Consider the following 25,819-nt stretch of genomic DNA (forward strand, 5'->3'; position numbering starts at 1 on the left):
TTAACGACTAGTAATTGCTCATTTTGCTATCTTAGCACTGTATAAATATTTCTAAAAGGATTTAAATTGCAGAATTTGGAGCCACTTGCTCTTAATGGCTCCATAACTTTGATGAAGTCCTTTGCCTTTAATTTGAAGATGGAACTATTACCGATGTAAGGGAAAATATGTAACTCTAATGAGTTCCAAATACTTTTTAATGTAATTTCAGTTAATTCTTTACTACTCTTAACTTTAAACCAGTCAGAAGCTACCTTTTTAAACGTACTGGTTATTTCATCTTGCTTGCACTGTTCTAGTTCGGCTTTATGTTCTTGAGGATCTATACCTTGTTTAATGAGTTCTCGTGCTTCGTCTCGCTGTTTTCGCGCTTGCTGTAGTGAAACTTCGGGATAACTACCAAAACTTATTAATGCCCCTTTTTGGGTATACGGGCGCATATACTTAAAACGCCAAATCTTAGAGTTATTCGCTTTGATTAATAGATACATACCACCACCATCAAATAATGAATAATCCTTATCTCTTAGCTTGGCTGCTTTTATTTGTGTGTCGGTTAATGGTAGAGTCTTTCTTGCCATAATGATTTTAGGTATATTGTGTTCGTATACCTACGCATATACCTAAAAATTCTGGTTGTACATGTATCTTACTGATGCTTAATGAATAACAAAACAGGCTTTAAGCCTAGTGTCTATTGATTTTGATCTGCTTTAAAGGATTTAAAAGAATGTTAGTAAATAGTGAATTGGTGGAGCCAAGGGGGATCGAACCCCTGACCTCAACGCTGCCAGCGTTGCGCTCTCCCAGCTGAGCTATGGCCCCTAAAGGGATGAAAAACTGTGGCTAATAATATGCAACTAGTTAAAGGGTGTCAAATAAATTAATATTATTTGCTCAAAAAAAAAGCTAACAAAGCTCTGTCAGGCTATGACAGAGCTTGAATGATTAACGTAAAATTGCGTTTTGATCCGCGCCTTCTGCTTCAACTTTTGGTGGCATAAAGTGTTCACGTTTCACACCTAATTTAAGCGACATATATGCTGCTACATAAATTGATGAAATTGTACCTAACACAATACCAACCCCTAATGTTTCAGAGAAACCTTTTAACATTGAACCACCGAAAATATATAAGATAATAACAACGGCTAACGTTGTGCCAGATGTCATTAAGGTTCGATGTAATGTTTGAGTTAATGAGATGTTGATAACATCATATGGCGACGCACGTCGTATTTTTCTAAAATTCTCACGAATTCGATCGAATACAACGATAGTATCATTAAGTGAATAACCAATTATAGATAACATTGCTGCAATAATGGTTAAATCTAATTCACGATCAAAGAGTGATAAATAGCCAGCGGTAATAACTACGTCATGCGCTAATGCTACAACAGCACCAGTACCAAATCGCCATTCAAATCGAAATGCAATATAGATTAAGATACAAATTAATGCTGCACAGATCGCCAAAATGCCATCCTGTGCTAATTCATTACCAACCGTAGGACCGACGAATTCAACTCGCTTAATTTCAGCATTACTATCAATATCTTTATGTACTAAATTAGAGATTTTAGTACCTAATGCATTATCAATTGCAGATGATGCACTACCCTCATTTTGATTGGCGGTGGCTAAACGGATAATAATATCTTTACTGCTGCCATAATACTGAACGACTGGTTCATGATAACCTGCATCACGTAAACTATTACGTAAATCATCAAGATTTACGGCTTTAGTTACTGTCAGTTCAACTGTGGTGCCACCGGTAAAATCCTGTCCAAGATTAAAGCCTTTAACAAGAACAACCACAAATGAAGCAACAACCAATAACATTGAGATAACAAAAGCGATGAAGCCAAATTTTAAAAAGTCGAGTACTCTTCGTCCATGATTTAATTCTCTAACATCATGATTTTCTTTTTTATTAATAGTCACAATAAACCTCTAAATTGATAACTTATTGACGCGACGACCACCATAAATAAGATTGGCCAGAGCTCGAGTCCCTACGATCGAGGTAAACATCGATGTTACAATACCGATACCTAATGTAATGGCAAAGCCTTTGATAGAACCTGTACCTACTGCATAAAGAATAATCGCAGTTATTAATGTGGTAATATTGGCATCAAAAATACTACTCCAAGCGCCAGCATAACCTTCGTTAATTGCATGTTGCACGCCTCGACCATTACTGAGCTCTTCTTTTATACGCTCATTAATTAAAACATTCGCATCAACTGCCATACCTACAGTTAGTACAATACCGGCAATACCTGGCATACTTAATGTTGCCCCAGGTAATAAAGACATTGCACCAACAATTAGAATTAAGTTTGCAACTAATGCAAGGCTAGCAAATACACCAAATAAACGATATACCACCAACATAAAGATTACCGAAATCAATAATCCCCATACACAAGATTCTAAACCTTGAGTGATATTTTCTTGCCCCATTGATGGCCCAACGGTACGTTCTTCGATTATTTGGATCGGCGCAATCAATGCACCGGCTCTTAATAGTAGTGATAAGTTTCTAGCTTCATCAACACTACTAATCCCAGTTACTTGGAATCGGTCACTAAAAATACCTTGGATCGTTGCTACATTGATAACTCTCTCTTGTTTTTCAAGAATAGGTTTATCATTTTCATCACGTTTTCCAGTATCTTTATATTCAACAAATAATGTTGCCATTGCTTTTTTCAGATGTTTCTGCGTGAAATCAAGCATAGTTTTGCCGCCAGCACTATCTAAGTTAATAGAAACTTCAGGCTGGCTATATTCATTTACTCTAAATGAAGAATCGGTAATATGATCACCCGTTAATACCACACGTTTATAAAGTAAGACCGGACGACCATTTTCCATATATTTTATTTCAGAACCATATGGAACACGCATTTCACCTTTTAAAATAGCTTCTAAATTAGTTGAACCATCTTCATTTACTTGTCTAAACTCGAGGGTTGCAGTTGCACCTAAAATTCGTTTAGCTAATGCAGTATCTTGAATACCAGGTAACTCAACAACAATACGATCAGAGCCTTGACGTTGAACAATTGGTTCAGCAACACCTAATTGATTAACACGATTACGCAAAATAGTGGTATTTTGTTGTACAGCATCACTTTTTGCTTGTTGCAAGCGCTGTTGGCTAACACTAATAACGATGCTATTTTCACTTTGCGAAGTTAATTCATAATCTTGCAATCCATTAATTTTAGTAATGGCTTTGTTTCGATCTTCTGTATTATCGAATTGCATCAAAATTTGTTGATTATCACTTTTATTTAATGCTTTGTACTTTAAATTATTTTTATTGAACTCTGCTTTTAAATTTTCAATCGATTGTTCTGTCAATTTACTTAACGCAGTAGTCATATCTACTTCCATTAAGAAATGCACACCGCCACGCAAATCGAGCCCTAATTTCATGGGTTCGGCACCAATCATCGTTAACCATGATGGTGTTGCAGGCGCTAGATTTAGGGCAACAGTATAATCATCACCTAATTCTTGTGATATTAATTCCTTAGCTTTCAGCTGTGTATCATTATCACTTAAACGAATTAAAATAGATTTATTTTCATAAACCAGTGATTTAGGTTCAATTTGATTTTTCACCAAAAGTTGTTTGACTTTATCTTGCGTAGCAACATTAATTTCGGCACTATTTGAACCTGAAATTTGTATAGCGGGATCTTCACCATAAATATTTGGAAGAGCATAAAGTAGGCCGACGCAAATCACGACGACCAACATAATGTACTTCCACAAAGGATAGCGATTTAGCACGACATATTCTCTTGTGGGATTAGATAATTAATACAATGAATTATAATAGCAAAATCTATTATAATGATTTCATTGTTCCTTTTGGTAATACTGATGTGATGAAGTCACGTTTGATAACAACTTCATTTGTATCATTTAACTCTAACACAATATAACCATTTTCATTAACTTTTGATACTCGACCAATAAGTCCACCATTAGTTAATACTTCATCACCTTTTGAAATAGCAGCCATTAACTCACGATGGGCTTTAGCGCGTTTTTGTTGTGGACGCATAATCATAAAATAGAAAAATAACCCAAACACCACTAACATAATAGGTAAAAAATAAGGGTTTGTTTCAGCAGCTGCGCCATCTGCTGCATATGCATTAGAAATAAAAAAGTCCATATTGGTCCTCTTAATTTTTATAAAAATATCAAAGTGAAAAATTATAACACAATAAATAAATCGATTATTAACTATTTCTTGCCGATATCTTTTATAGCCAGTAGCAAAAACAATTAAGCCGTTAAATATTGTGCCATACTAACTAAATTAAATAACCATTTAGGATAAACACCACATAAAATAGTTAAAACTGTTGCAAGAACTATTAGCAGTTCACTTATTTTTATATCTTGCCATTTTAATCTAATGTCTGGATTATAATTCAATTGCTCATCATTAATTGGTTTGATATAAAGGTTGAGAATAAGTCTTGCATAAAAATAAAGTCCTAATGCACTACCAATAACTACAGCAGCAATTAACCACCACAGTTCCGCTGTCACACCTAATAATATTAGAAGAAATCGTCCAACAAAACCCGCTGTAAGTGGAGCACCAGCTAAAGAAAGTAACCCTATCCCCATTGCTAAAGCTAAAACGGGACGACGCCAGAATAACCCTGAAAGATCGACTTCGTTTTCATGATCCTGCAATTCATTAGAGTGTGATTCTAAACTGATAACGCCCAAAACACAGATGTTGGCAAGAATGTAACCAATTAAATAAACGCCAATCGTTTCTAAAGCTAGCACTTGATATTGGACTGCAATTAAAGCGAGCAATAAATATCCAAAATGTGCTATGGATGAATAAGCTAATAACCGCTTTAAGCTACTTTGCATTAAAGCAAACAAATTTCCCCATAGTATTGAGCAAAAAGCCATAATAACCAGTATAATGCGAATTGTTTCATTGTTAACAATCGGTGCAAGTAAAAATAACCTTGCTATAGCACAAAATACTGCCACTTTTCCTACTGTTGATAATAATAATGCAACAACTGTTGGGGCACCTTGGTAAACATCAGGTAGCCAAAGTTGAAAAGGTACTAGCGAGAGTTTGAAACCAATTCCAACTAATATTAAACAGATTCCAATTAGTAATAATGTACTTTGATAAGTCATTGTTGATAACTGGTAACTTAAACCACTAAAGGTAAGTTCACCAGTAGTTGCATAATAGAAAGCTATACCCATTAGCAAAAACGAGCTCGCAATTGCCGATAAAATCATATATTTGATAGCCGCTTCTAATGCATGCGTTTGTATATATTGATAACCGATTAATCCAACAAATGGAATCGAAAGTAATTCGACACCTAGGAAGAACGACATTAAATGGCTAGCATAAACTAACGTTACCCCACCTAATGCCATAAATAATAAAATTATATAGAATAAACCATGTTCGACAAGTTCTTGAACAAACCATTGATAAGCTAATGAAGCAACCACAATTGAGATAATCAAAATTAAGCTGGTATAAAGTAATCCATAGCCATCGCAAGTAAATAGCGCTGTAACCTGATGAGCACTCCATTCATTATTATTATCAACCTGTGAGTTATCAATAACATTTTGATCAGGAGCTACAAAATCATTACTTTGTTGAACCGTCGGCTCTGAATTTTGCTCATTTTCGGTAGGTGTTATATCTTGCTCTGCTGGTACTGTGTCAACAGCTCTAGTCGACTCTATTGATAAATCAGTATCATTTGAATCTTGTGAAGTAGGTACAGATATTTGCATATTGTCGCTACTAATATCTGTTATTACTGGGGTATTATAAGAAATATTAAAACCTAAAATAGAAGAACAAATTAAAGCGCATATTAATCCTGATATAGCTAAAATAGCGCTTCTTTTTGTCCCTACTTTAAAAACAAACAGCGCGATGAGCAAAACAATTATGGCGAAGCTCAATATGAATATTGGCAATAAAGCTATCATAAATTATTACTCTCCCACTCGTTCTGCTGTTATATACTGCTGTGTTTGGTTGACGGTAGAATAAGATAAATCTAATACTACTTTAGGATATAGTCCGATAAAAATAAGCGCAATCAATAAACTAGATAATAATAAAATATCTTTTTTACTTAGAAAATGCTTGGTCATGTCTACTTTATTCACTACTCCATAAAAAATAGGCTGCATGCGAATAATTAAAGAAATTGATAGTAACAATAACCCAATTACCAACAAAATTGTATAATAAGAATATGAAGTGAAACTACCTAATAACATCATATAATTACCAACAAAATTAGCAGTACCTGGTATGCCTAATACAGCTAACATAAAAAATAAGGTAAAAGAAGATAAATACCTAACTTGTTCTTTTAATCCAATAAATTGGTTAATATTTCGCGTTAAATAGCATTCAGCCAATAGTCCACTAATCATAAACATACCTACGATGGCTAAATTTATGGCTATCATTTGAATAACGACACCTTGAAACGCTATCACCGAACCACTATAAATAATTGCGGTGACAAATCCCATTAAAGCGATGTGGATATAAGCAATTAATTTTTTAATATCAGTTTGATTGAATGCAAGTAAAGCAGCATAAAAAACAGTAAACATAGCCAGTATTGAAATAATAGGCATAATGGCTAAAGATGCATTAGGGAAAAGTGGTATCACAAAACGCAATAAACCAAAAGTTGCGGTGTTGAGCAATAAACCGCTTACCATCATTGAACCGGTTATTGAAGATTCAATATGCGCTTCAATAAACCAATTATGAAATGGAACTAACGGAATACGTATAACAAAAGCGGCTAGAAATCCTAACATTAATAAAAATTCGGTATTACTTGAAATAGGTGTTTTAGTTAGAATTTGATAATCAAAAGTCCACTGCCCTGTTAAATCCCAATTAATCAATGCTAATGAAACAATAGATATTAGCATTAATAAACTACTTATTTGTGTATAGATTAAAAATTTGCTAGCTCCATTGAAGCGTAATTGAGAATTTAAATCACGTCTTCCCCACAATGTAATTAAAAAATAAATTGGAATAGCTACAGCTTCCCAAAAGAAAAACATTAAAAAGAGATCAGTAATTACAAATAACATCATAATGGCTGATGTCATAAATAATACACATAAGTAAAACAATCCAACGTTATTGAGGTTTTCTTTACTAGAATAAACAATAACTAATAACACAATAAAGAGTGTCGAAGTAATTACTACCAACGATAGACCATCCAATACAAGATGAAAATGAATGCCAAGTAATGGAATCCAGTCAATATTAACTTCTTTACTCCAACTTAAATCTGGTTCTACATTTATAGCATTTATCCATAAAATTATAGCTAAGATTAACGTGATTGATATAGTCGTGAAAGCAGCCATCATTGGTAAACGTTGCCAACGCAATTGTACATCGGTTGAGACTACGATTCTTTGTAAGAATACATTAGATAACCAACTAATGAATCCGCCAATTACAGGTAAGAAGACAAGCCATAACAACATGAAAGTTCACACCTTTATTAAATGAAAATCAATAACATTAATATAATAATGCTGCCTATAACCATTGAAACCATATACCATCGTATCTGTCCGTTTTCTAAACTAACGATATATGAGTTTATTTTCTTGATACCAAGCATTATCCAATTATCCCATATCGCTAATGGGTCTTTTTTTAGAAAATTCGCTAAATAGATATACGGTTTTACACAAATATTATTTAAGACAAAATCAAATCGCCAATCGCTCTTACATAATCTTCCCAAGAACTTAATCATTGGAGTATTAAGTATTTCATGAACTTCACTATTAGGATGTGCATAAAGAATATAGGCAATGACCAAACTTAATAAAGTCACTGCACTTAGTAATAGCCGAAATGGTAATTGCCCTTGAGTATCAAAATTGGCAATTGGAATTATCCCTTGTATTGGCAATGGAAAATAAATAAATAGCGCAGTAGTAAATATCAACAGTATAAAAATTGGATAATAATTTGTGCTTTTTATTTTTATAATTTGATCAATTTTAGGGGTATGATGGAACACTAAAAAGATTAGGCGCCAAATATTTAAACTCGATAATAAAACTCCTAATAAACCAAGAGTACCTGCCATCAAACTATCTTGTGCCATTAATCCCCAGATGATATCGCCTTTAATATAAAATGATGCGGAAACAAAAGGGATAGCACTAAGTGAAAGCATTATAATCAGAAAAATAGCGTATAATAAAGGATTAGATTTTAATAAGCCACCAATTTTGCTAATGTCTCGTTCACCTTGACATTGTTTTATTAAAATTGCTGAAGCAAGTATCAATAACGTACTGGTTACAGAATAATTTATCAAACAATTTAATGACAAATTCCATCTTTGCGTTGAAAAAGCAAAAAATAGGTAACTAATTTGAGCTAAATTAATATAGGTTACAATTCGTTTTATGTCATTTTGAACTAAAGCAACACTACTAGCAAATATAACCGTTAAAGAAGCAAATAAAAGCATTACATAAAGTGTATCACTAGACATCATAAACAAATTGCTTAGTCTTAAAACAAGATAAACACCTGCCAATATAACTGTAGAAGACTGTAATAATGCAATAGCTGGCATTGGTGCTAATCTTGTTTCTGTAAACCATGTGTGCATAGGAAAAAGAGCAGACTTACTCATAGCACCAAGAAACAACATAATGGTGATCCAAAAGATAATATCAGAATCAATAGCCAAATCATTATGTGCTTTAATTAAAATATCACTAATTTTTAAAGTTTCTACAGTTTGATACAGTAAGAATATCCCAATGATAAGAAAAATATCGGTTAAATGCATCATAACAAATGCTTTAACTGCAGCGTAACTATTACGAGCTTGTTTATAGTAAATACCAATAAGTAAGTAAGTACTTATACTCACACCTTCCCAACCAAGCAACATCACAAATAGATTATCAACCAGCACAACTGTTAACATACTTGTTATGAGTAAATTACTATATGCATAGAAAGTATAAATATCGTCCTTTGATTTTAGATAACACGAAGCAAAGAAATAAATCAATAAACCAAAGAAAGAAATTAGTACTAGAAAAGTTAATGATAAACCATCCAAAGTTAAGGAAATCGGAACTGTAAAATCACCGACGGAAAACCAAGTCCATAAATTTCTAGTATAAATGAGTGTCATGTCAGGTACGGTATTGGTAGAAAAATCAATACAAGAAAATGCTGCTATTAAACAAATGATAAATATAGTACAGATCCCAATTAATTTAACATTAATGGATTGTATTTGTCGTCCAAAACAGACCAATATCAGAAAAGATAGCAATGGGACAATGATAGTTAAATAAAGTAAATTCATCCTTTCATTTCACTCAATGAATCAATGTTAAAATTTTTACGTCGGTAAATTAATTTGACAAGTAATGCCAACCCGACACATATCTGAGCTAAAACAGTAGTTACAGCTAAAATGGCAAGAACCTCACCATCGGATTGTTGCCAATAACTACTTGCAACAAAAAGTGCAGTTATTACACCATTATTCATGATAATAAGGCTTAACAATAAAAAATATAGATTTCGTCTAATCATTAAACCTAATAGCCCGATTACAAACAGGATAGAGGCAAAAATTAGCCCGTACATAAGTGGTATCACGTTATTTCTCCGAAAACATCCGATGCATAAAATGATAAGATATAACTACTGCACCTAATAATAAAAATGCAGCTAACTCCATCATCAGAATATAAGCATATATTGACATTTGGTGCATTAATTCATGAGTTTCTTTAAGCTGTGAATAGTCAGTACTTACTACACCATAAATGAGAACAACCAATAATATAAATGCCAAAACTAATGGACCTAACCAAATTTTAGGACTAATTCCATGTTTATTATTTTCAACATTGTCATTACGAATATTAATCCTTAAAGAAACACCCCAAAAAAGTATTATTCCACCACAAATAAAAAAGAGGATATATAAAACAGCTGAAATATAAGTTTCAAGCAGAATAAATATCAATGCCGAAGCAAAAAGTGAAATAGCAAGATATAAAATTGCCTTTTCTACTCGTCTACAAAAAATCACCTTTACACTGCCAAAAACAGCTATTATCGCTGCAATATAAAAAACAACGATCATTAAATAATCCAATACTTATTCATAATGGCATTAGTATATACCCAATCGACGACAATATACAGTTTACTAACGTTGTGTTAATACAAATAATTCTTTCTAAATAATTTATTAACTTTACTTGGTAATTAGCGTTTTATTTTTAGCAACTATAATAAAAACAATAGAAATAATAAAAACTATAAAATTTTATTATTTAAATTCAATACAACATTGTTATAAAGTATATATCCTGAGCAATTAACCTATATTTATACCTTTTTCTTTAAATTGTCATTTTGGTCATACAGCTTAAAGGTACTTAGGAAAAATATAAACAAGTAGAGAATAGAATGAATAGCCAATACTCTTCAATGCGAAGCAACGTCAATATGCTAGGTACATTATTGGGCGATGCAATTAAACGAGCAACAGGAAATGAAACATTCGATTTAGTCGAAAAAATAAGGCAGTTATCAAAATCTGCTCAACAAGGTAACAAGCAAGCACATAACGAATTACTTAAGTTAATTGAAAATCTTAATGATCAAGATTTACTCCACGTTGCACGTGCATTTAATCAGTTTTTAAACTTAGTTAATACTGCTGCTGAGTATTATGGAATTTCACCACATGGGGAAGCATCTAGCAGCCCTAAAAAAATGACTGAATTATTTAAATCACTTAAGAATCTAAATTTTACCCCACAAACAATTGAACAAGCGATCAATAATTTATCTATTGAGTTAGTGCTTACTGCACATCCGACTGAAATCAATCGCCGAACAATGATTAATACTTATACCGCTATTAATAATTGTTTATCACAACTTGATCATGATGATTTAGCGGATTATGAAAGAGAACGTATTATGCGCCGCTTAAAACAACTTGTTTGCCAAGCATGGTACACTGACGAAATTCGTAAAAAACGTCCAACTCCACTTGATGAAGCTAAATGGGGATTTTCAGTTATTGAAGATAGTTTATGGGAAGGTGTTCCGTTATTCTTACGTGAGTTTAATGACCAATTAGTCGATGCATTTAATGCAGAACTATCTGTTGAACATGTTCCAGTTAAATTTACCTCTTGGATGGGAGGGGATAGAGATGGTAACCCAAATGTAACAGCAAAAGTTACCGGAAGAGTGATGTTGCAAGCTAGGTTAAAAGCAATAGAGTTATTTTTAGCTGATATTCAAATCTTAGTTCGCGAATTATCAATGACAGAATGTAGCCAATCAGTCATTGATTTATTAGATGAACAAAATAAAGCTGCATCAGAACCTTATCGAGCTGTTATGAAACAGTTACGTTCTCGCTTGGCTAAAACCCATAGCTATATAGTTGCACTATTGAATAATGAACAAGTTTTAGCACCTAATGATCTTTTAATAAAAAATGAGCAATTATGGACTCCGCTCTATACTTGTTATGAATCGTTAATTGAAAACGGAATGTCAACTATTGCTCACGGTCCTTTATTAGATACATTAAGACGAATTAAAAGTTTTGGATTGCAATTAGTTAGATTAGATATCCGTCAAGACAGCTCTGTCCATACTGAGGCTTTAGATGCTTTAACTAAAGAACTAAATTTAGGTAGTTATGCTTCGTGGTCAGAAGAGGAAAAACAAGAATTTTTATTAACTGAACTAAAATCTAATCGGCCATTACTACCCTATAATTGGCAACCAAACGAAATGGTTCAAGAGGTCTTAGATACCTGTCGAGTGATTAAAAAGGCAGGTGAAGAATCAATTGCATCCTATGTCATTTCCATGGCAAAAGCACCTTCTGATGTTCTGGCTGTTTACTTACTCTTAAAAATTGTTGATTGCCCAAAAAATATTCCCGTTGCGCCTTTATTTGAAACCTTAGAAGATTTAAATAATGCAAAATCTGTTATGCAAAAACTTTTAGATATTCCTTGGTATCGTGAAAAGATCAATGGCAAACAGATGGTAATGATTGGCTATTCAGATTCAGCGAAAGATGCAGGGACACTTGCTGCATCATGGGCACAGTATCGTTCACAAGAAGAATTAGTTAATTTATTTGAACAATATAATGTTAATTTGGTTTTATTCCATGGTCGAGGAGGGTCAATTGGCCGGGGTGGTGCGCCTGCTCATGCGGCTTTACTATCACAACCACCAGGATCACTAAAAGGTGGTTTACGTGTTACCGAACAAGGCGAGATGATTCGATTCAAACTTGGGTTACCTGAAGTCGCACTTAGTAGTTTAATGCTTTATGCATCCGCCATTTTACAAGCCAATTTACTACCCCCACCTGAACCGAAACAAATCTGGCGCGATATTATGGATGAAATGTCTGATTATTCGTGCCTATGCTATCGTAGTTATATAAGAGAAAAATCTGAATTTGTTGATTATTTTCGGTCAGTTACACCAGAAACCGAACTTGGAAGATTACCATTAGGCTCTCGTCCACAAAAACGACGTACAGGAGGGGGAATAGAGAGTTTACGAGCAATTCCATGGATTTTTGCTTGGACACAAAATCGTTTGATGGTTCCTTCATGGCTAGGAGCAGGGAGCGCGCTTAGGCTGGTTATTAATGAAGGCAAAAAAGAACAACTTAAGGATATGTATCATAATTGGCCATTTTTTAATGCTCGTTTAGGTATGTTAGAAATGGTTTATGCTAAGGCAGCACCTAATATTCATGAGTACTATGAACAAAGATTGGTTTCCCCAACATTATGGCCATTAGGTGAAGAGTTAAGAAATTTATTAACTGAAGATATTAATACTGTACTAACTATTACTGATGATATCAGCTTGATGGCAGACTTACCATGGATTGCTGAATCTGTTGCTTTACGTAATACTTATATTGAACCACTTAATTTATTACAAGCAGAATTATTAAGTCGATCTCGTAAAAATGTCGATGAAAATACTATAGTTGAACAGGGACTAATGATAACCATATCAGGAATTGCAGCAGGAATGCGAAATTCAGGATAATAAAAAGGGCTTATTCGCCCTTTTTATTTTTCTTTGAAATCTCTTCTAAATAGGCTTTAGCATCTGCATCACCCTGCTCACTAGCTTTAGTAAACCAATAAGTCGCACTGTTGTCATTTTGTTTAACACCATCACCTTCTAGATATTTAATACCTAAATTATATTGTGCATCAACACTTCCTTGCTTAGCTGCTTTGGTATACCAATCTATTGCTTTTTGTTCATCTTTAGATACACCAACACCTACATCATACATGACTGCTATGTTATATTGAGCATCAGCATTACCACCTTCGGCCGCTTTAGTAAACCAATGTGCTGCTTGAGCATTATCTGGTCGCGTTCCTGTTCCAGTCGCATACATAATGCCTAAATTATACATTGCCAATACATGACCGCGTTCTGCTGCTTGCGTATAAAAGTAAACGGCGGCAACATTATCCTGAGTTAAACCATCACCATTTTGAGACATTAATCCTAAATAATATTGTGCTTCTGGATTGTTATCTTTTGCAGCTTTACTAAACCAATCTGCTGCTAATATGCGGTCTTTTTCAACCCCATCACCAAAAAAGTACATAATACCTAAATTTAAATAGGCATCAGAAATACCTTGATCGCCTGATTGCTTAAAATAATCAATAGCGGTAGGTGTATTTTTTTCTACACCTTCACCATTTTTATACATCAAAGCTAAATTATATTTAGCTAAAGCATAATTTTGATCGGCTGCCAATTTAAACAATTTGAAAGCTTGGGATAAATTAGCTTTAGTCCCTAAACCATTTTGGTACATATAAGCTAAATTATTTTGGGCTTTAGCTAAACCTTGCTCCGCTGATTTTTTGAACCAAAAGAAGGCTTTAAAATCATTGACTTCAACACCTAATCCCTGCTTATAAATTGTTCCTAGGGTATATTGCGATTGCATATCACCCTTTTCAGCAGAATTTAGTAAGGAAGGAATTAATGAACTAGGATCACTTACTTTTAACTCAGTATCTGATTGTGCTTTAGCTTCGCTTGCTATTGCTCCACAAGAGATTGATAACATCAAAGCCAATATAATTTGAATTTTTTTCATAATTGTTTAAATGCCATAATATTGACAATAATTATACATAATTGATTAAAAAGGGAATAGTCTTGTTTTCTAAAATTTACTTTTTTTAGTATTTAATTGAAAATTAAGATTTTTTATATTGTAAATATCATTAAATTGCTTAGATAGGCTTATTGTGGTGAATTCTAATTAGTCATTTTATTAAGTTTATCACAGACCAAGTTCATCCCAAATATCATCAATATGGGCAACTACTTTTGTATCTTTAGTTATAACCTTACCCCATTCACGATTAGTTTCAGCCGGCCATTTGTTAGTTGCATCCAATCCCATTTTAGAGCCTAACCCTGAAACTGGAGAAGCAAAATCCAGATAATCAATTGGCGTATTATCAACAAATGTCGTATCACGATGCGGATCCATTCTTGTTGATATAGCCCACATAACATCTTTCCAATCCCTTGCATTAATATCATCATCACAAACAATAATAAATTTAGTATACATAAATTGTCTTAAATAGGACCAAATACCCATCATGACTCTTTTGGCATGCCCTGGATATTGTTTTTTGATTGTGACAATAGCAATTCGGTAAGAACATCCCTCAGGTGGAAGATAAAAATCAACAATTTCAGGAAATTGTTTTTGTAATATTGGAATAAACACTTCATTTAATGCTAATCCCATTACTGCCGGTTCATCTGGTGGCCTACCGGTATAAGTGGAATGATAAATGGCATCTTTGCGTCTAGTTAAATGAGTTACCGTGAACACGGCAAATTTTTCAACTTCATTATAATAACCAGTATGATCACCATAAGGGCCTTCAGCAGCTAGTTCATTGGGATCGATATAACCTTCGAGAATAATTTCAGCTGTTGCTGGCACTTCTAATTCATTTGATAATGACTTAACAACTTCAGTTCGACTATTTCGTAACAATCCTGCAAAAGCGTATTCTGATAATGTATCTGGCACTGGCGTAACGGCACTTAATATAGTGGCTGGATCTGCGCCTATTGCGATACTAACTGGAAAATTTTCATTTGGATGAGATTTTTGCCATTCAGCAAAATCAAGCGCACCACCACGATGTGATAACCAACGCATGATTAATTTATTTTTACCTAATAATTGTAAGCGATAAACACCAATATTTTGACGCTCTTTATGAGGACCTTTGGTTATTGTTAACCCCCAAGTTACGAGTGGGGCTACATCTCCTGGCCAACAGTGCATAATAGGTAATTGAGTTAAGTCAACGTCATCACCTTTAAATATCAATTCCTGACAAGGCGCTGAGGAACGCCTTTTTACAGGCATATTTAGGACTTGTTTATATTTAGGTAAAACATTAAAAAATTGTCGAATACCTTTAGGTGGCTCCGGTTCGCGTAAAAAAGCCAATAATTCACCAATCTCTCTTAATTCTGAAGTTTCATCTCGCCCCATCCCCATAGCGACTCGTTTAGCTGTTCCAAAAAGGTTACAAAGCACAGGAATGCCATAACCAATTGGGTTTTCAAATAATAATGCGGGCCCTTGAGAACGTAAAACTCTATCAGCAATTTCGGTCATTTCAAGATAAGGGTTAACGGGATATGTAATACGTTTTAATTCACCTTGCTGCTCTAAATAATCCAAAAAATCGCGAAAATTAGACATTACTACTCCTTTTAACTCCTGTTAATCAAGACAGATTGCTGAATATCAACTAATCTGCATCAAAATTCTCACTATATATAGGAACCTGCTTTATTTGATTACATTCAACAATTTTAGGTAATAAGACTTGAAATTGATTTTGGTCAACTTCAATAAATTTGTTTTCATCGACTTGATAAAATAGGTAATATTCAGATGTATCATCAGTTTGTATAGATGCTAGCCAATAATTACGATCATCACTATTTTCATTTGCAAAAATTTTAATAATACTATTTTCTCTTTTTTCCGGTTGATTGTGCAATTTATAATCGATAATTTTTTCAGCTATTTGTGAATCATATTCATCAAAAATTATATATTCATCCTCATTGGCCTTACATTTTTTTATATCGATTTGTGCATAACTGCTAGATATTACCAATAATAGACTAAATAACGAAATGACATAATAGCTAAGTTTCATTTTGGATCTCTTAAATTAATTTTTATCAATTAAACCAATTTTACTAATGGCCTCACAATTATTTGGCGATACAGTAAGATTGGCAGCGCTATTTATAGTTAACCATTGATAAGATAAATGTTCTGTAAGCACTGGCGTTATTTCATCACTAAGAGTTAAATAAAACCAATGCTCTTTATTTATCTTTACTTCTGGTGCATACCGATATCTAAACTGAGGAAAAATTTCAAACTCAACCACATGCTTTGCATCAATCAATTTAAGATTTTTTTCATTAATATCTATACCGGTCTCTTCAAAAACTTCACGAATTGCTGTATCCCTTGGCGATTCATTATCTTCCAGACTTCCTGTAACTGATTGCCAAAAATTAGGATCATCTTTACGTTGCAACATAAGAACTCGCTGAGTGCTTTTACAATAAATAACAACTAAAACTGACTCAGGGTTCTTATACTTTTGCATATAAATACCGTTACTTTTGGCTCACTTCAATACCAAGTTCCTTTAACGCTGCTGAATTAGCTGGACTAGGTGCATCAGTTAACAAACATGTTGCTGCAGTTGTTTTTGGAAAAGCAATAACATCACGGATATTATCAGTTCCAGTTAACAGCATAGTTAATCTATCTAAGCCAAAGGCTAAACCTGCATGCGGTGGTGTACCATATTTTAGTGCATCAAGTAAGAAGCCAAATTTTTCACGCTGATCATCTTCATTAATACCTAAAATTGAGAATACAGCTTGTTGCATTTCGCTTCGATGAATACGTACAGAGCCACCACCAACTTCATAACCATTGATTACCATATCATAAGCATTTGCTACAGCATTTTGAGGATTATTAATTAACTCTTCAGGAGTGAAATCTTTTGGTGAGGTGAACGGATGGTGCATAGCACTTAAACCTTCATCTGTTTCTTCAAACATAGGGAAATCAACGACCCAAAGTACCGCCCATTTGTTTTCATCTGTGAGGCCTAAATCCTTACCAACTTTCAAACGTAATGCACCTAATGCATCACTAACAACTTTATAGCTATCAGCACCAAATAATAAAATATCACCATCTTTCGCATCAGCACGATTCAATAAAGCTTCCATTTGAGATTCATTAAAGAATTTAGCTACTGGGCTTTGGACACCAGCTAAACCTTTGTTACGTTCATTAACTTTTATCCACGCCATACCTTTAGCGCCATATACCGAAATAAATTGCGTATAATCATCTAATTGTTTGCGCGTTAATTGTGCACCATTTGGTACGCAAAGCAGTGCAACGCGGCCTTTTGGATCATTCGCTGGCGTTGAAAATACTTTAAAATCGATATCTTTTACTAAATCAGCCACATCAATAATTTCCAGTGGATTACGTAGATCTGGCTTATCACTACCGTAACGACGCATTGCCTCGCTAAAAGTCATAATTGGGAATTTACCTAAATCAACATTTTTCACATGTAACCAAAGTTCACGAATCATTTTCTCCATAATTTCACGCACTTGTTCAGCACTCATAAAAGAGGTCTCAACATCAATTTGGGTAAATTCAGGTTGGCGATCAGCACGAAGATCTTCGTCACGAAAACATTTAACAATTTGATAATAACGATCAAAACCAGACATCATCAGTAACTGTTTAAACAGTTGCGGAGATTGAGGAAGTGCATAAAACTCACCGTTATGTACTCGACTTGGAACAAGATAATCACGAGCACCTTCTGGCGTCGCTTTGGTTAACATTGGTGTTTCAATATCTAAAAAACCATGCTCATTCATAAATGAACGAACAAATGCGGTAATTTGGGCTCGAGTTTTGAAAATGGTAGACATTTCCGGACGACGCAAATCAATATAGCGATATTTTAAACGCTGTTCTTCACTATTGTTTTGATTAAAATCAAGAGGTAAGACATCACTACGATTGAAAATAGTCAGCTCAGTAGCCAAAATTTCAACTTCGCCAGTTGCCATATCTTTATTAACTTGACCATCAGGTCTTGCTCTTACTTTACCTTTAATTTGAATACAAAATTCATTACGTAATTCGCCAGCTAATTCGTGTGCTTGTGGGTAATCAGGATCAAAAAAAACTTGCACAATTCCTTCACGATCACGCATATCAATAAAAATCATTCCACCTAAATCTCGGCGTTTATTGACCCATCCACATAGTGTGACTTCTTGATTAATATAACTTGCGTTTAATTGTCCGCAATAAATTGTTCTCATTAAATATATCCTGTGTACAATTGTCAAAAATGATAATTATTATAGAGCAATTTATCGGGGGATAAAGACTATCTATAAAAATAATCACTATTTAATTTATTTATACTCAGTTTATGATAATAACTTTACTTTATAGTTTTATTTGTAAATCACTTTAAATTCAATAAGATAATTAATAAAAACGTATCTTTTAAAAATACAGTTAAAAAATGATTAATTTAATAACTTGTCATATCAGATATTTATTAATAAGCTTAAATATTATTTATATACTACTTATTAGATATGAGAGCATTAATTTCAATTGATTATACCAATGATTTCATTGCTGATGATGGCGCATTAACGACTGGCGTTGTGGGTCAACAAATTGAATCAGAAATGATAAATATAACTCAATCATTTATTAACAATAATGAGTTTATCGTTTTTGCTATTGATGCTCATGAACCTTTAGATAAATACCATCCAGAAAATTCGCTATTTCCCCCTCACAATCTTGTTGGGACTATTGGCCAACAATTATTTGGTAAATTACAGCAACTTTACCAACAACACCAATATTCAGAAAATATCTACTGGATCAATAAACGTCACTACTCAGCATTTTGTGGTACGGATCTTGACCTCCGTTTACGCGAAAGACATATCACTGAAATCCATCTGATTGGGGTTTGTACTGATATTTGTATTTTACATACGGCTGTAGATGCCTATAACTTAGGTTATAAATTAGTTATTCATCAAAATGCTGTTGCAAGCTTTGATCCCATTGGCCATCAATGGGCTTTAAAGCATTTTCAAAATACCTTAGGAGCAACCGTAATATAAGAAGTGCAGTGTAAAAATAGATAAAAAAATGAAGAAGGAGCAAGAATGGAAGTTTTACGAGACTATAAATTGCATTTAATTGCCTTTTTAGTAGTAATTATTTGTGAGCTTATCGGCAAACAAACTATATGGATTATTGCCGTTTTTCCCATGCTATATGCAATGATTTTTGGTGGCATCATTAGCTTCCCAAAACTAAAAATATTAACCAACAAAAATATGCAAAATGCAAGTCTTGTGATGATGGTTACATTAATTCTACTTGTCGCAAAACTTGGTGTAGCTGTAGGCCCGAAAATTGATATGATTTTAGAAGATGCCAAGCTAGCCCTAATTTTTCAAGAATTAGGTCATTTTGCCGGAACCATTTTACTGGGCCTACCATTAGCAATGATATTAGGTATGAAACGAGAAGCTGTTGGGGCTACTTATTCGGTAGCTCGCGAACCTAATATCGCCATAGTTGCAGATAAATATGGTTTAGATTCACCCGAAGGTCGAGGTGTTATGGCTATGTATGTCTGCGGTACTCTTTATGGTGCGATTTGGATGAGTATTCTTGCCAGCTTAATAGCAAAATTGAACATTCTACACCCATATGCGCTAGCAATGGGAGCTGGTGTAGGTAGTGGAAGTATGATGGCAGCCTCACTTGCACCAATAAGTGCTTTATATCCTAAATTATCAGAAAACATTAATGCTTATGCAACCACAGCGAATTTAATGTCGGGAATGGTAGGTATGTATATTTACACACTATTTTCTTTGCCTTTCGCTTCTTTTATATATAACACTTTAGACCGTTTTCGACGCAAGAAATAAGGATGTCATAATGAAGATTTTCGAGACGATTTTTGTATTTATTTTAGTCGCCATTATTATGGCAGCTGGTAACACAGTGGGATATAAAATTGATTTGATTTCATCGCTTGAAGCAGTAGCGATGCTAGTTATTATCTCTATTGTAGGGCTGTTAATAAGTAAGTTACCCGGATTTAATAAATTACCGGTAATTTTATGGGTATCTGTGGTTGCAGCTATCATGTCAGCACCAATATTCCCATACCATCAAGAAATTGTTGCAATTACTGATCAAGTGTCATTACTTGCTGTTTGTACACCTATACTTGCTTATGCGGGATTAGCTATCGGTAAAGATCTTGCACTATTTAAAAATATCTCTTGGCGCATTATTCCCGTATCTTTAGCTGTTTTTTCTGGTACATTTATTTTTGCAGCTATAATTGCTCAAGTCACACTACACTGGGAAGGCGTTATCTAAATTTAGATAAGGATTTTATTTATGACAAAAGAAGAACTAAAGAAAAAAGTTTGCGATGCAATTGCAAATCGAAAAGCAGATATCAAGTCAATTGCCGAGGCAATTTGGTCAGAACCAGAGCTTGGATACAAAGAACACAAAACCGCTAAAAAAGTAGAAGATACTTTTGAGAAATTAGGTGTTCCTTTTAAAAATAAATTAGCCTTAACCGGGGTAAAAGGTCGTCTTAAAGGCGGTAAAGGTAGCAAATATAGTATAGCGGTTATTGGTGAGCTAGATGCGATCATCTGTGCCGACCACCCTGCTGCTGATGAAACATCAGGTGCGGCTCACTGCTGTGGACATAATGCGCAAATAGCCAACATGATGGCGGTTACCATGGGATTAATTGACTCAGGTGCAATGGAATTTTTAGCTGGTGATGTAGTACCATTTGCCGTTCCAGCCGAAGAATATGTTGAAATTACGTATCGAAATCGATTAATAGAAGAAGGTAAGATTAAATATATTGGTGGTAAACCAGAATTAATTTCTCGTGGTGATTTTGATGATGTTGATATGGCATTACAAATACATTTAACCAGTGTTCCTGCTGAACGCCAAGATGGTTTTATTGAGATCTCAACTACAAGCAATGGCTTTATTGGTAAACTAATTAAATATAAAGGTGAAGCATCTCATGCTGCCGCAGCTCCTCATGCTGGTGTAAATGCATTAAATGCAGCTATGATGGGAATGATGGGTGTACATGCTATCCGTGAAACATTTCAAGAAAAAGATTACATTCGTTTTCATCCAATTATAACCCAAGGTGGTGATTTAGTGAATGTTGTACCAAGCGATGTCAGAATGGAAAGTTATGTGCGAGCAGGTAATGTACCAGCCATGATTGACGCGAATGAAAGAATTAATCAAGCACTAAAGGCAGGAGCAATGGCTGTTGGTGCTACTTGCGAAATTAAAGATCTTCCAGGTTATCTGCCGTTAAATAATAATCCAACACTCAATGATTTTCTAAAACAAAATGCTGAAAATTTAATTGGTGAAGAAAATGTTTCAATTGCACCCCATATGACAGGAAGTACCGACACAGGTGATCTATCGCATATTATGCCAGTAAGTCATCCTTGGATTGGTTCGGTTAGAGGCGTGTTACATGGTAAAGATTACACAGTATTTGATGAAGATATGGCTTATATCCGCCCTGCACAAATGATGGCATGTACCATTATTGATCTACTTTATGACGATGCGAAATCAGCTCAAACATTAATGACAAATTACAAGCCACTTATGACAAAAGAAGAATATTTAACATTCCTATCTGGTTTTGATAAATAAAGTTAAAAACTTGGCACAATCATGTGCCAAGTTTTTGTTATACTATACAAATCATTATCAACAATAACTATCACTTCATATGTTAACGCTTTCTGATCAAGAATTGCTACGCTACGACCGACAAATCACTTTGCATGGTTTCGATATCGACAAGCAGCAAATTTTAAAAAATAGTACAGCATTAATTATAGGATTAGGCGGATTAGGTTGTGCTGCTGCCGTCTATTTAGCTGCATCAGGTATCGGTAAACTAACATTGATTGATTTTGACACAATATCAGCGTCGAATTTAAATAGACAAATTTTATATACTCAACAATCAATAAATCAATATAAGGTTGAAGTCGCAAAACAAACATTGCGTAATATTAATGCTAATATGATTATTGAAACTATTAATCAGAAACTGAGTGATAATGAGCTAATTTCGCTAATCAAACAGCATGATATCATTATTGATTGCACCGATAATTTAATTAGCCGTGAACAAATTAATCGCTGTTGTTTTCTCGAAAAGAAACCTTTAGTTTCTGGTGCGGCAATCCGCATGGAAGGTTTACTCACTGTATTCAATTATCAAGATAATCAACCATGCTATCAATGCTTAAGTCAATTATTTGGGCAAAACCAGCTGACTTGTATTGAAGCGGGTGTAATGGCACCATTAGTTGGTATGTTCGGTTCAATGCAAGCTCTAGAGGCAATCAAAGTACTTACCAATTATGGAAAACCTTTAATTGGTCGAGTTCTAATGATTGATACTATGACGATGGAATTTAACCAAGTCATATTTACTAAACAAACTAATTGTATTGTGTGTGGAAACCAACATGCTAAACAGGATCTAAAATGCAAATAAATCGCATCATTTTAGCACCAATGGATGGGGTTCTTGATTATCATGTGCGGCAAATATTAACTGAAATCAATCAATTTGATTATTGTGTCACTGAGTTTGTAAGAGTAACTCAGCATAAATTATCAAACCGAACTTTTTATCGACTATGTCCAGAACTTTATAATGAAGGAAAAACCTTATCAGGAACGCCAGTCCGAGTTCAATTATTAGGACAATCTCCTGAATGGATGGCTGAAAATGCCATTAAAGCGCTTGAACTAGGTTCTTATGGCATAGATATCAATTTTGGTTGTCCAGCTAAAACCGTTGTTGGCAGCCATGGTGGTGCTTATTTATTACAATATCCTGAGCAAATATTTAATATTGTAGCTCAAGTTAGGACAGCAATTGGCTCTGCCTCAACTTTATCTGTTAAAATTCGATTAGGTTGGGATGATAAATCTCACTGTTACGAAATAGCTGAAGCAATTGAACAAGCTGGTGCTAATGAAATTGTTATTCATGGACGAACCAAAATAGATGGATATAAAGCCGAGAAAATTGATTGGCCAACCATTGGTAAAATTAAACAAAAATTAACCATTCCTGTTATTGCTAATGGTGAAATATTTTCTGCTGAAGATGCTAAAAATTGCATAACACAAAGTCATACAAATGACATTATGCTAGGACGAGGAATACTTAATATTCCGAATTTAGCCAATACAATTCGTTTTAATCATTCACCATTAAATTGGCAAGAAGTAATGCAATTATTGCTTCGTTATGCAATGACATCCATCGAAGATGCTAAACCACTTTACCATTCGGCTAGGATAAAGCAGTGGTTAGCTTATTTAAGACAATATTACCCACAAGCATCAATATTATTACCTGAAATCAGGCAACTAAAATCACAAAATGAAATCTGTAATTTTTTGAAAACCAAATTAGATAATGAATCTAACTAATTTTGACTCTTTCTAAATACTGCCTTACCAAAATAATATTTAGTTGTTTTATTAATAGTTAGACAAATCAATGAAATAAGCAATATCACTAAAAGTAATTTATTAATATTGTTAAAAACAGATATAAATGAATCAATATAGTATTTTGATGGATTATTATCAATGATAGTAAAGGCAATAAAAATAAAGAAGAAAATTAAACCACTTGATATTGATACACTTTTAAAAAGTTTTTCATATTGAATTTTATCAAAGAAAACATGAAAAGATTGTTTGCTTAATACCAGACCGAACAATATCGCAAACAGATAAATAGCCATTAAATGGTTATAAATAGTCGTTAACTGATTATAAATGGAATTACTAAATACATTTCTTAAAAAGGCTTGGTTTAGAAAAATAAAACACTTAATCAATATAAAGTAACTAAAAATAGAAAAAAGTATAAAGTGAATTTTTGGGGAGTTTTTTTTAGTTAAAATAAATTCATTTGGACTCTTAATAAAATAACCTTTACAAAAAACAATCAAATAATATAAAAGTAAGACAGCAAATAAATAATAAATAATAGCTAATGCAATAGGAAATATTGGTAACAAAGAAAATACTGTTTTTAAATAAAAAGTTGTATAAATTTTAATGAAATTGGTAACTATAGAATAAACCGACATTATAATAATCAACAAAGTAATATTAACTTTATTAACAACATAAACATGAACAGAATGAAAGAATAGAGTTAAAAGACCAAAAATAAATAAGGTATCCGTAAAATAGTGTTCAAAAAAAAGTCGTAATAAAGATGAAAAAGATACATAAAAAAACACATGCCAAGAAAAATTACCTAGGAAAAATTCTTCTGCGTGCAAATATAAAAAAAATATGTTAAATATTTTGCTTAACAAAAAATAGATTAAACAACCTATCAACGGTAATTTAAAAAAACTCTTTTCCATATGTATATTACACTCCATTTCATTGATTATTTTTTATTATCAAATTTTAAAAAATAATATTTAGTCACTTTATTGAATATCAGATAAGTTAATAAAAGAAAAAATACAACTAAAAAAAACAATTTAACATAATCTAAGATTAACGAGGAATAATCAAAATAAAAACTGTTAGACTCTCCTCTAAAAAGTAAACAAATTAAAACATTAAGTAACAACAAGACACTGGATACGAATACACTTTTAAATAACCTTGCATATTGAATTTCATCAAAAGAAATCATGAAATTTTTTTTACTAATACGCATACAAAATAGCATAAAAAGAACAAAAGTAAATTTTAAATTAGGATTAAAAGATTTATGGCAAAATAACATAATTAAATTTTCAATTATACTAAATCCACTATACAAAATTGGACAAATAAATGCTAATAAAAGTATCGCATGAATTAAACTACTATTTTGAGGTGTTAAACGAAAAGCTTCTCGATTTTTCAAAAAATATTTTTTTGATAATTCAACCAAATAATATAAAAGTAAAGAATAAAAAATATAATGAAGAAAAATGAATGCAGATTCACATAATACACTCTGTGATGAAGAAGATAGCTCATCAATATAAGTGTAAATAGAACGCCATATACAAAAAGTAATGCCTGAATACGCTAATATTAATAGCAATAATAAAAGGACATTATGTATGTTAACAAGATAAATATTATTAAAATGAAGAAATAATGTTAATAAGCCAAAAAGCCATAACGCTTCAAAAAAATGAGATAAAAAAAACGGCGAATATAAGTTAATAGAGTTAAGATATACCCAAAATAATTCTTGAGAGAAACCTATATCTGGTTTACAAGAACGATACAATATAATCAATAAAAGACTGAGAAACAAATAAATTGTACTACCTATCATCGACAATTTAAAAAAAGATGTTTTCTCCATCTTACTT

General features: G+C 33.2%; 23 protein-coding genes and 1 tRNA gene. 7 read left to right on the forward strand and 17 right to left on the reverse strand.

Going from position 1 to position 25,819, the window contains the following annotated elements; all coding sequences use genetic code 11:
* Window positions 1-26: 26 nt before the first annotated feature.
* The 10 genes from AC5LXI_RS14100 to AC5LXI_RS14145 form a co-directional block, all read right to left on the reverse strand.
* Window positions 27-581, reverse strand: a complete 555-nt coding sequence (locus AC5LXI_RS14100) for an integrase arm-type DNA-binding domain-containing protein (protein ID WP_493442905.1) — start codon at window positions 579-581, stop codon at window positions 27-29.
* A gap of 168 nt (window positions 582-749) precedes the next feature.
* Window positions 750-825: transfer RNA gene (locus tag AC5LXI_RS14105), tRNA-Ala, on the reverse strand.
* Window positions 826-948: 123 nt separating this feature from the next.
* Entirely contained in the window at window positions 949-1,944 is a 996-nt protein-coding gene (secF, locus tag AC5LXI_RS14110; RefSeq protein ID WP_086357530.1) for a protein translocase subunit SecF, read from the reverse strand.
* A gap of 15 nt (window positions 1,945-1,959) precedes the next feature.
* On the reverse strand, window positions 1,960-3,816 hold the full coding sequence (gene secD, locus AC5LXI_RS14115; RefSeq protein ID WP_493442906.1) for a protein translocase subunit SecD: 1,857 nt from the start codon (window positions 3,814-3,816) through the stop codon (window positions 1,960-1,962).
* A 58-nt stretch (window positions 3,817-3,874) separates the two neighbouring features.
* A complete protein-coding gene (gene yajC / locus AC5LXI_RS14120; RefSeq protein ID WP_493442907.1) occupies window positions 3,875-4,207 on the reverse strand; it encodes a preprotein translocase subunit YajC in 333 nt (110 codons plus the stop codon).
* Window positions 4,208-4,320: 113 nt separating this feature from the next.
* Window positions 4,321-6,036 carry an NADH-quinone oxidoreductase subunit N gene (locus tag AC5LXI_RS14125; RefSeq protein ID WP_493442908.1) on the reverse strand — a complete coding sequence of 572 codons (1,716 nt, stop codon included), beginning with the start codon at window positions 6,034-6,036 and terminating at the stop codon, window positions 4,321-4,323.
* A 6-nt stretch (window positions 6,037-6,042) separates the two neighbouring features.
* Window positions 6,043-7,584, reverse strand: coding sequence for a complex I subunit 4 family protein (locus tag AC5LXI_RS14130; RefSeq protein ID WP_493442909.1), 1,542 nt, complete (start codon window positions 7,582-7,584; stop codon window positions 6,043-6,045).
* Between the two features lie 17 nt (window positions 7,585-7,601).
* Window positions 7,602-9,449, reverse strand: a complete 1,848-nt coding sequence (locus AC5LXI_RS14135; RefSeq protein ID WP_493442910.1) for an NADH-quinone oxidoreductase subunit 5 family protein — start codon at window positions 9,447-9,449, stop codon at window positions 7,602-7,604.
* Window positions 9,446-9,748, reverse strand: a complete 303-nt coding sequence (nuoK, locus tag AC5LXI_RS14140) for an NADH-quinone oxidoreductase subunit NuoK (protein WP_493442911.1) — start codon at window positions 9,746-9,748, stop codon at window positions 9,446-9,448. Before nuoK ends, AC5LXI_RS14135 begins: the two co-directional genes overlap by 4 nt.
* Window position 9,749: 1 nt before the next feature.
* Window positions 9,750-10,241 carry an NADH-quinone oxidoreductase subunit J family protein gene (locus AC5LXI_RS14145; protein ID WP_493442912.1) on the reverse strand — a complete coding sequence of 164 codons (492 nt, stop codon included), beginning with the start codon at window positions 10,239-10,241 and terminating at the stop codon, window positions 9,750-9,752.
* 329 nt (window positions 10,242-10,570) lie between these two features.
* On the opposite strand from AC5LXI_RS14145, the gene ppc reads away from it, so the two are divergent.
* Window positions 10,571-13,213: a phosphoenolpyruvate carboxylase gene (ppc, locus tag AC5LXI_RS14150; RefSeq protein WP_493442913.1), complete on the forward strand. Its 2,643-nt coding sequence runs from the start codon at window positions 10,571-10,573 to the stop codon at window positions 13,211-13,213.
* A gap of 10 nt (window positions 13,214-13,223) precedes the next feature.
* Here the strand turns inward: ppc and AC5LXI_RS14155 are convergent, their stop codons facing one another.
* The 5 genes from AC5LXI_RS14155 to aspS all read right to left on the reverse strand — a co-directional run bounded on the left by AC5LXI_RS14155 (window position 13,224) and on the right by aspS (window position 18,643).
* A complete protein-coding gene (locus AC5LXI_RS14155) occupies window positions 13,224-14,297 on the reverse strand; it encodes a tetratricopeptide repeat protein (RefSeq protein ID WP_493442914.1) in 1,074 nt (357 codons plus the stop codon).
* 189 nt (window positions 14,298-14,486) lie between these two features.
* Window positions 14,487-15,944, reverse strand: a complete 1,458-nt coding sequence (gene ubiD, locus AC5LXI_RS14160) for a 4-hydroxy-3-polyprenylbenzoate decarboxylase (RefSeq protein WP_493442915.1) — start codon at window positions 15,942-15,944, stop codon at window positions 14,487-14,489.
* Window positions 15,945-15,993: 49 nt separating this feature from the next.
* Window positions 15,994-16,410, reverse strand: a complete 417-nt coding sequence (locus AC5LXI_RS14165; RefSeq protein ID WP_493442916.1) for a hypothetical protein — start codon at window positions 16,408-16,410, stop codon at window positions 15,994-15,996.
* 15 nt (window positions 16,411-16,425) lie between these two features.
* Window positions 16,426-16,875, reverse strand: a complete 450-nt coding sequence (gene nudB, locus AC5LXI_RS14170) for a dihydroneopterin triphosphate diphosphatase (RefSeq protein ID WP_493442917.1) — start codon at window positions 16,873-16,875, stop codon at window positions 16,426-16,428.
* A 10-nt stretch (window positions 16,876-16,885) separates the two neighbouring features.
* Window positions 16,886-18,643: an aspartate--tRNA ligase gene (gene aspS / locus AC5LXI_RS14175; RefSeq protein WP_493442918.1), complete on the reverse strand. Its 1,758-nt coding sequence runs from the start codon at window positions 18,641-18,643 to the stop codon at window positions 16,886-16,888.
* A gap of 285 nt (window positions 18,644-18,928) precedes the next feature.
* Here aspS and AC5LXI_RS14180 point away from each other — a divergent pair, with 285 nt between their 5' ends.
* The 6 genes from AC5LXI_RS14180 to dusC all read left to right on the forward strand — a co-directional run bounded on the left by AC5LXI_RS14180 (window position 18,929) and on the right by dusC (window position 23,906).
* Window positions 18,929-19,474, forward strand: a complete 546-nt coding sequence (locus AC5LXI_RS14180; protein WP_493442919.1) for a cysteine hydrolase family protein — start codon at window positions 18,929-18,931, stop codon at window positions 19,472-19,474.
* Window positions 19,475-19,519: 45 nt separating this feature from the next.
* On the forward strand, window positions 19,520-20,296 hold the full coding sequence (locus AC5LXI_RS14185) for a DUF3100 domain-containing protein (protein WP_493442920.1): 777 nt from the start codon (window positions 19,520-19,522) through the stop codon (window positions 20,294-20,296).
* A gap of 10 nt (window positions 20,297-20,306) precedes the next feature.
* Window positions 20,307-20,756: a hypothetical protein gene (locus AC5LXI_RS14190; RefSeq protein WP_065577773.1), complete on the forward strand. Its 450-nt coding sequence runs from the start codon at window positions 20,307-20,309 to the stop codon at window positions 20,754-20,756.
* A 21-nt stretch (window positions 20,757-20,777) separates the two neighbouring features.
* A complete protein-coding gene (locus AC5LXI_RS14195; protein WP_493442921.1) occupies window positions 20,778-22,097 on the forward strand; it encodes an amidohydrolase in 1,320 nt (439 codons plus the stop codon).
* A 79-nt stretch (window positions 22,098-22,176) separates the two neighbouring features.
* Window positions 22,177-22,956 (forward strand): molybdopterin-synthase adenylyltransferase MoeB, encoded by a 780-nt coding sequence (locus tag AC5LXI_RS14200; RefSeq protein ID WP_493442922.1) that lies wholly within the window; start codon window positions 22,177-22,179, stop codon window positions 22,954-22,956.
* Window positions 22,947-23,906 (forward strand): tRNA dihydrouridine(16) synthase DusC, encoded by a 960-nt coding sequence (dusC, locus tag AC5LXI_RS14205; protein WP_493442923.1) that lies wholly within the window; start codon window positions 22,947-22,949, stop codon window positions 23,904-23,906. Before AC5LXI_RS14200 ends, dusC begins: the two co-directional genes overlap by 10 nt.
* Here the strand turns inward: dusC and AC5LXI_RS14210 are convergent.
* Both AC5LXI_RS14210 and AC5LXI_RS14215 read right to left on the reverse strand, forming a co-directional pair.
* The gene (locus AC5LXI_RS14210) at window positions 23,903-24,862 is read right to left on the reverse strand and encodes a hypothetical protein (RefSeq protein WP_493442924.1); all 960 of its coding nucleotides are present in this window, start codon (window positions 24,860-24,862) and stop codon (window positions 23,903-23,905) included. The genes dusC and AC5LXI_RS14210 overlap by 4 nt on opposite strands.
* A gap of 26 nt (window positions 24,863-24,888) precedes the next feature.
* Window positions 24,889-25,812 (reverse strand): hypothetical protein, encoded by a 924-nt coding sequence (locus tag AC5LXI_RS14215; RefSeq protein ID WP_493442925.1) that lies wholly within the window; start codon window positions 25,810-25,812, stop codon window positions 24,889-24,891.
* Window positions 25,813-25,819 lie beyond the last annotated feature (7 nt).

The organism is Gilliamella sp. LMG 34361, from assembly GCF_984569075.1.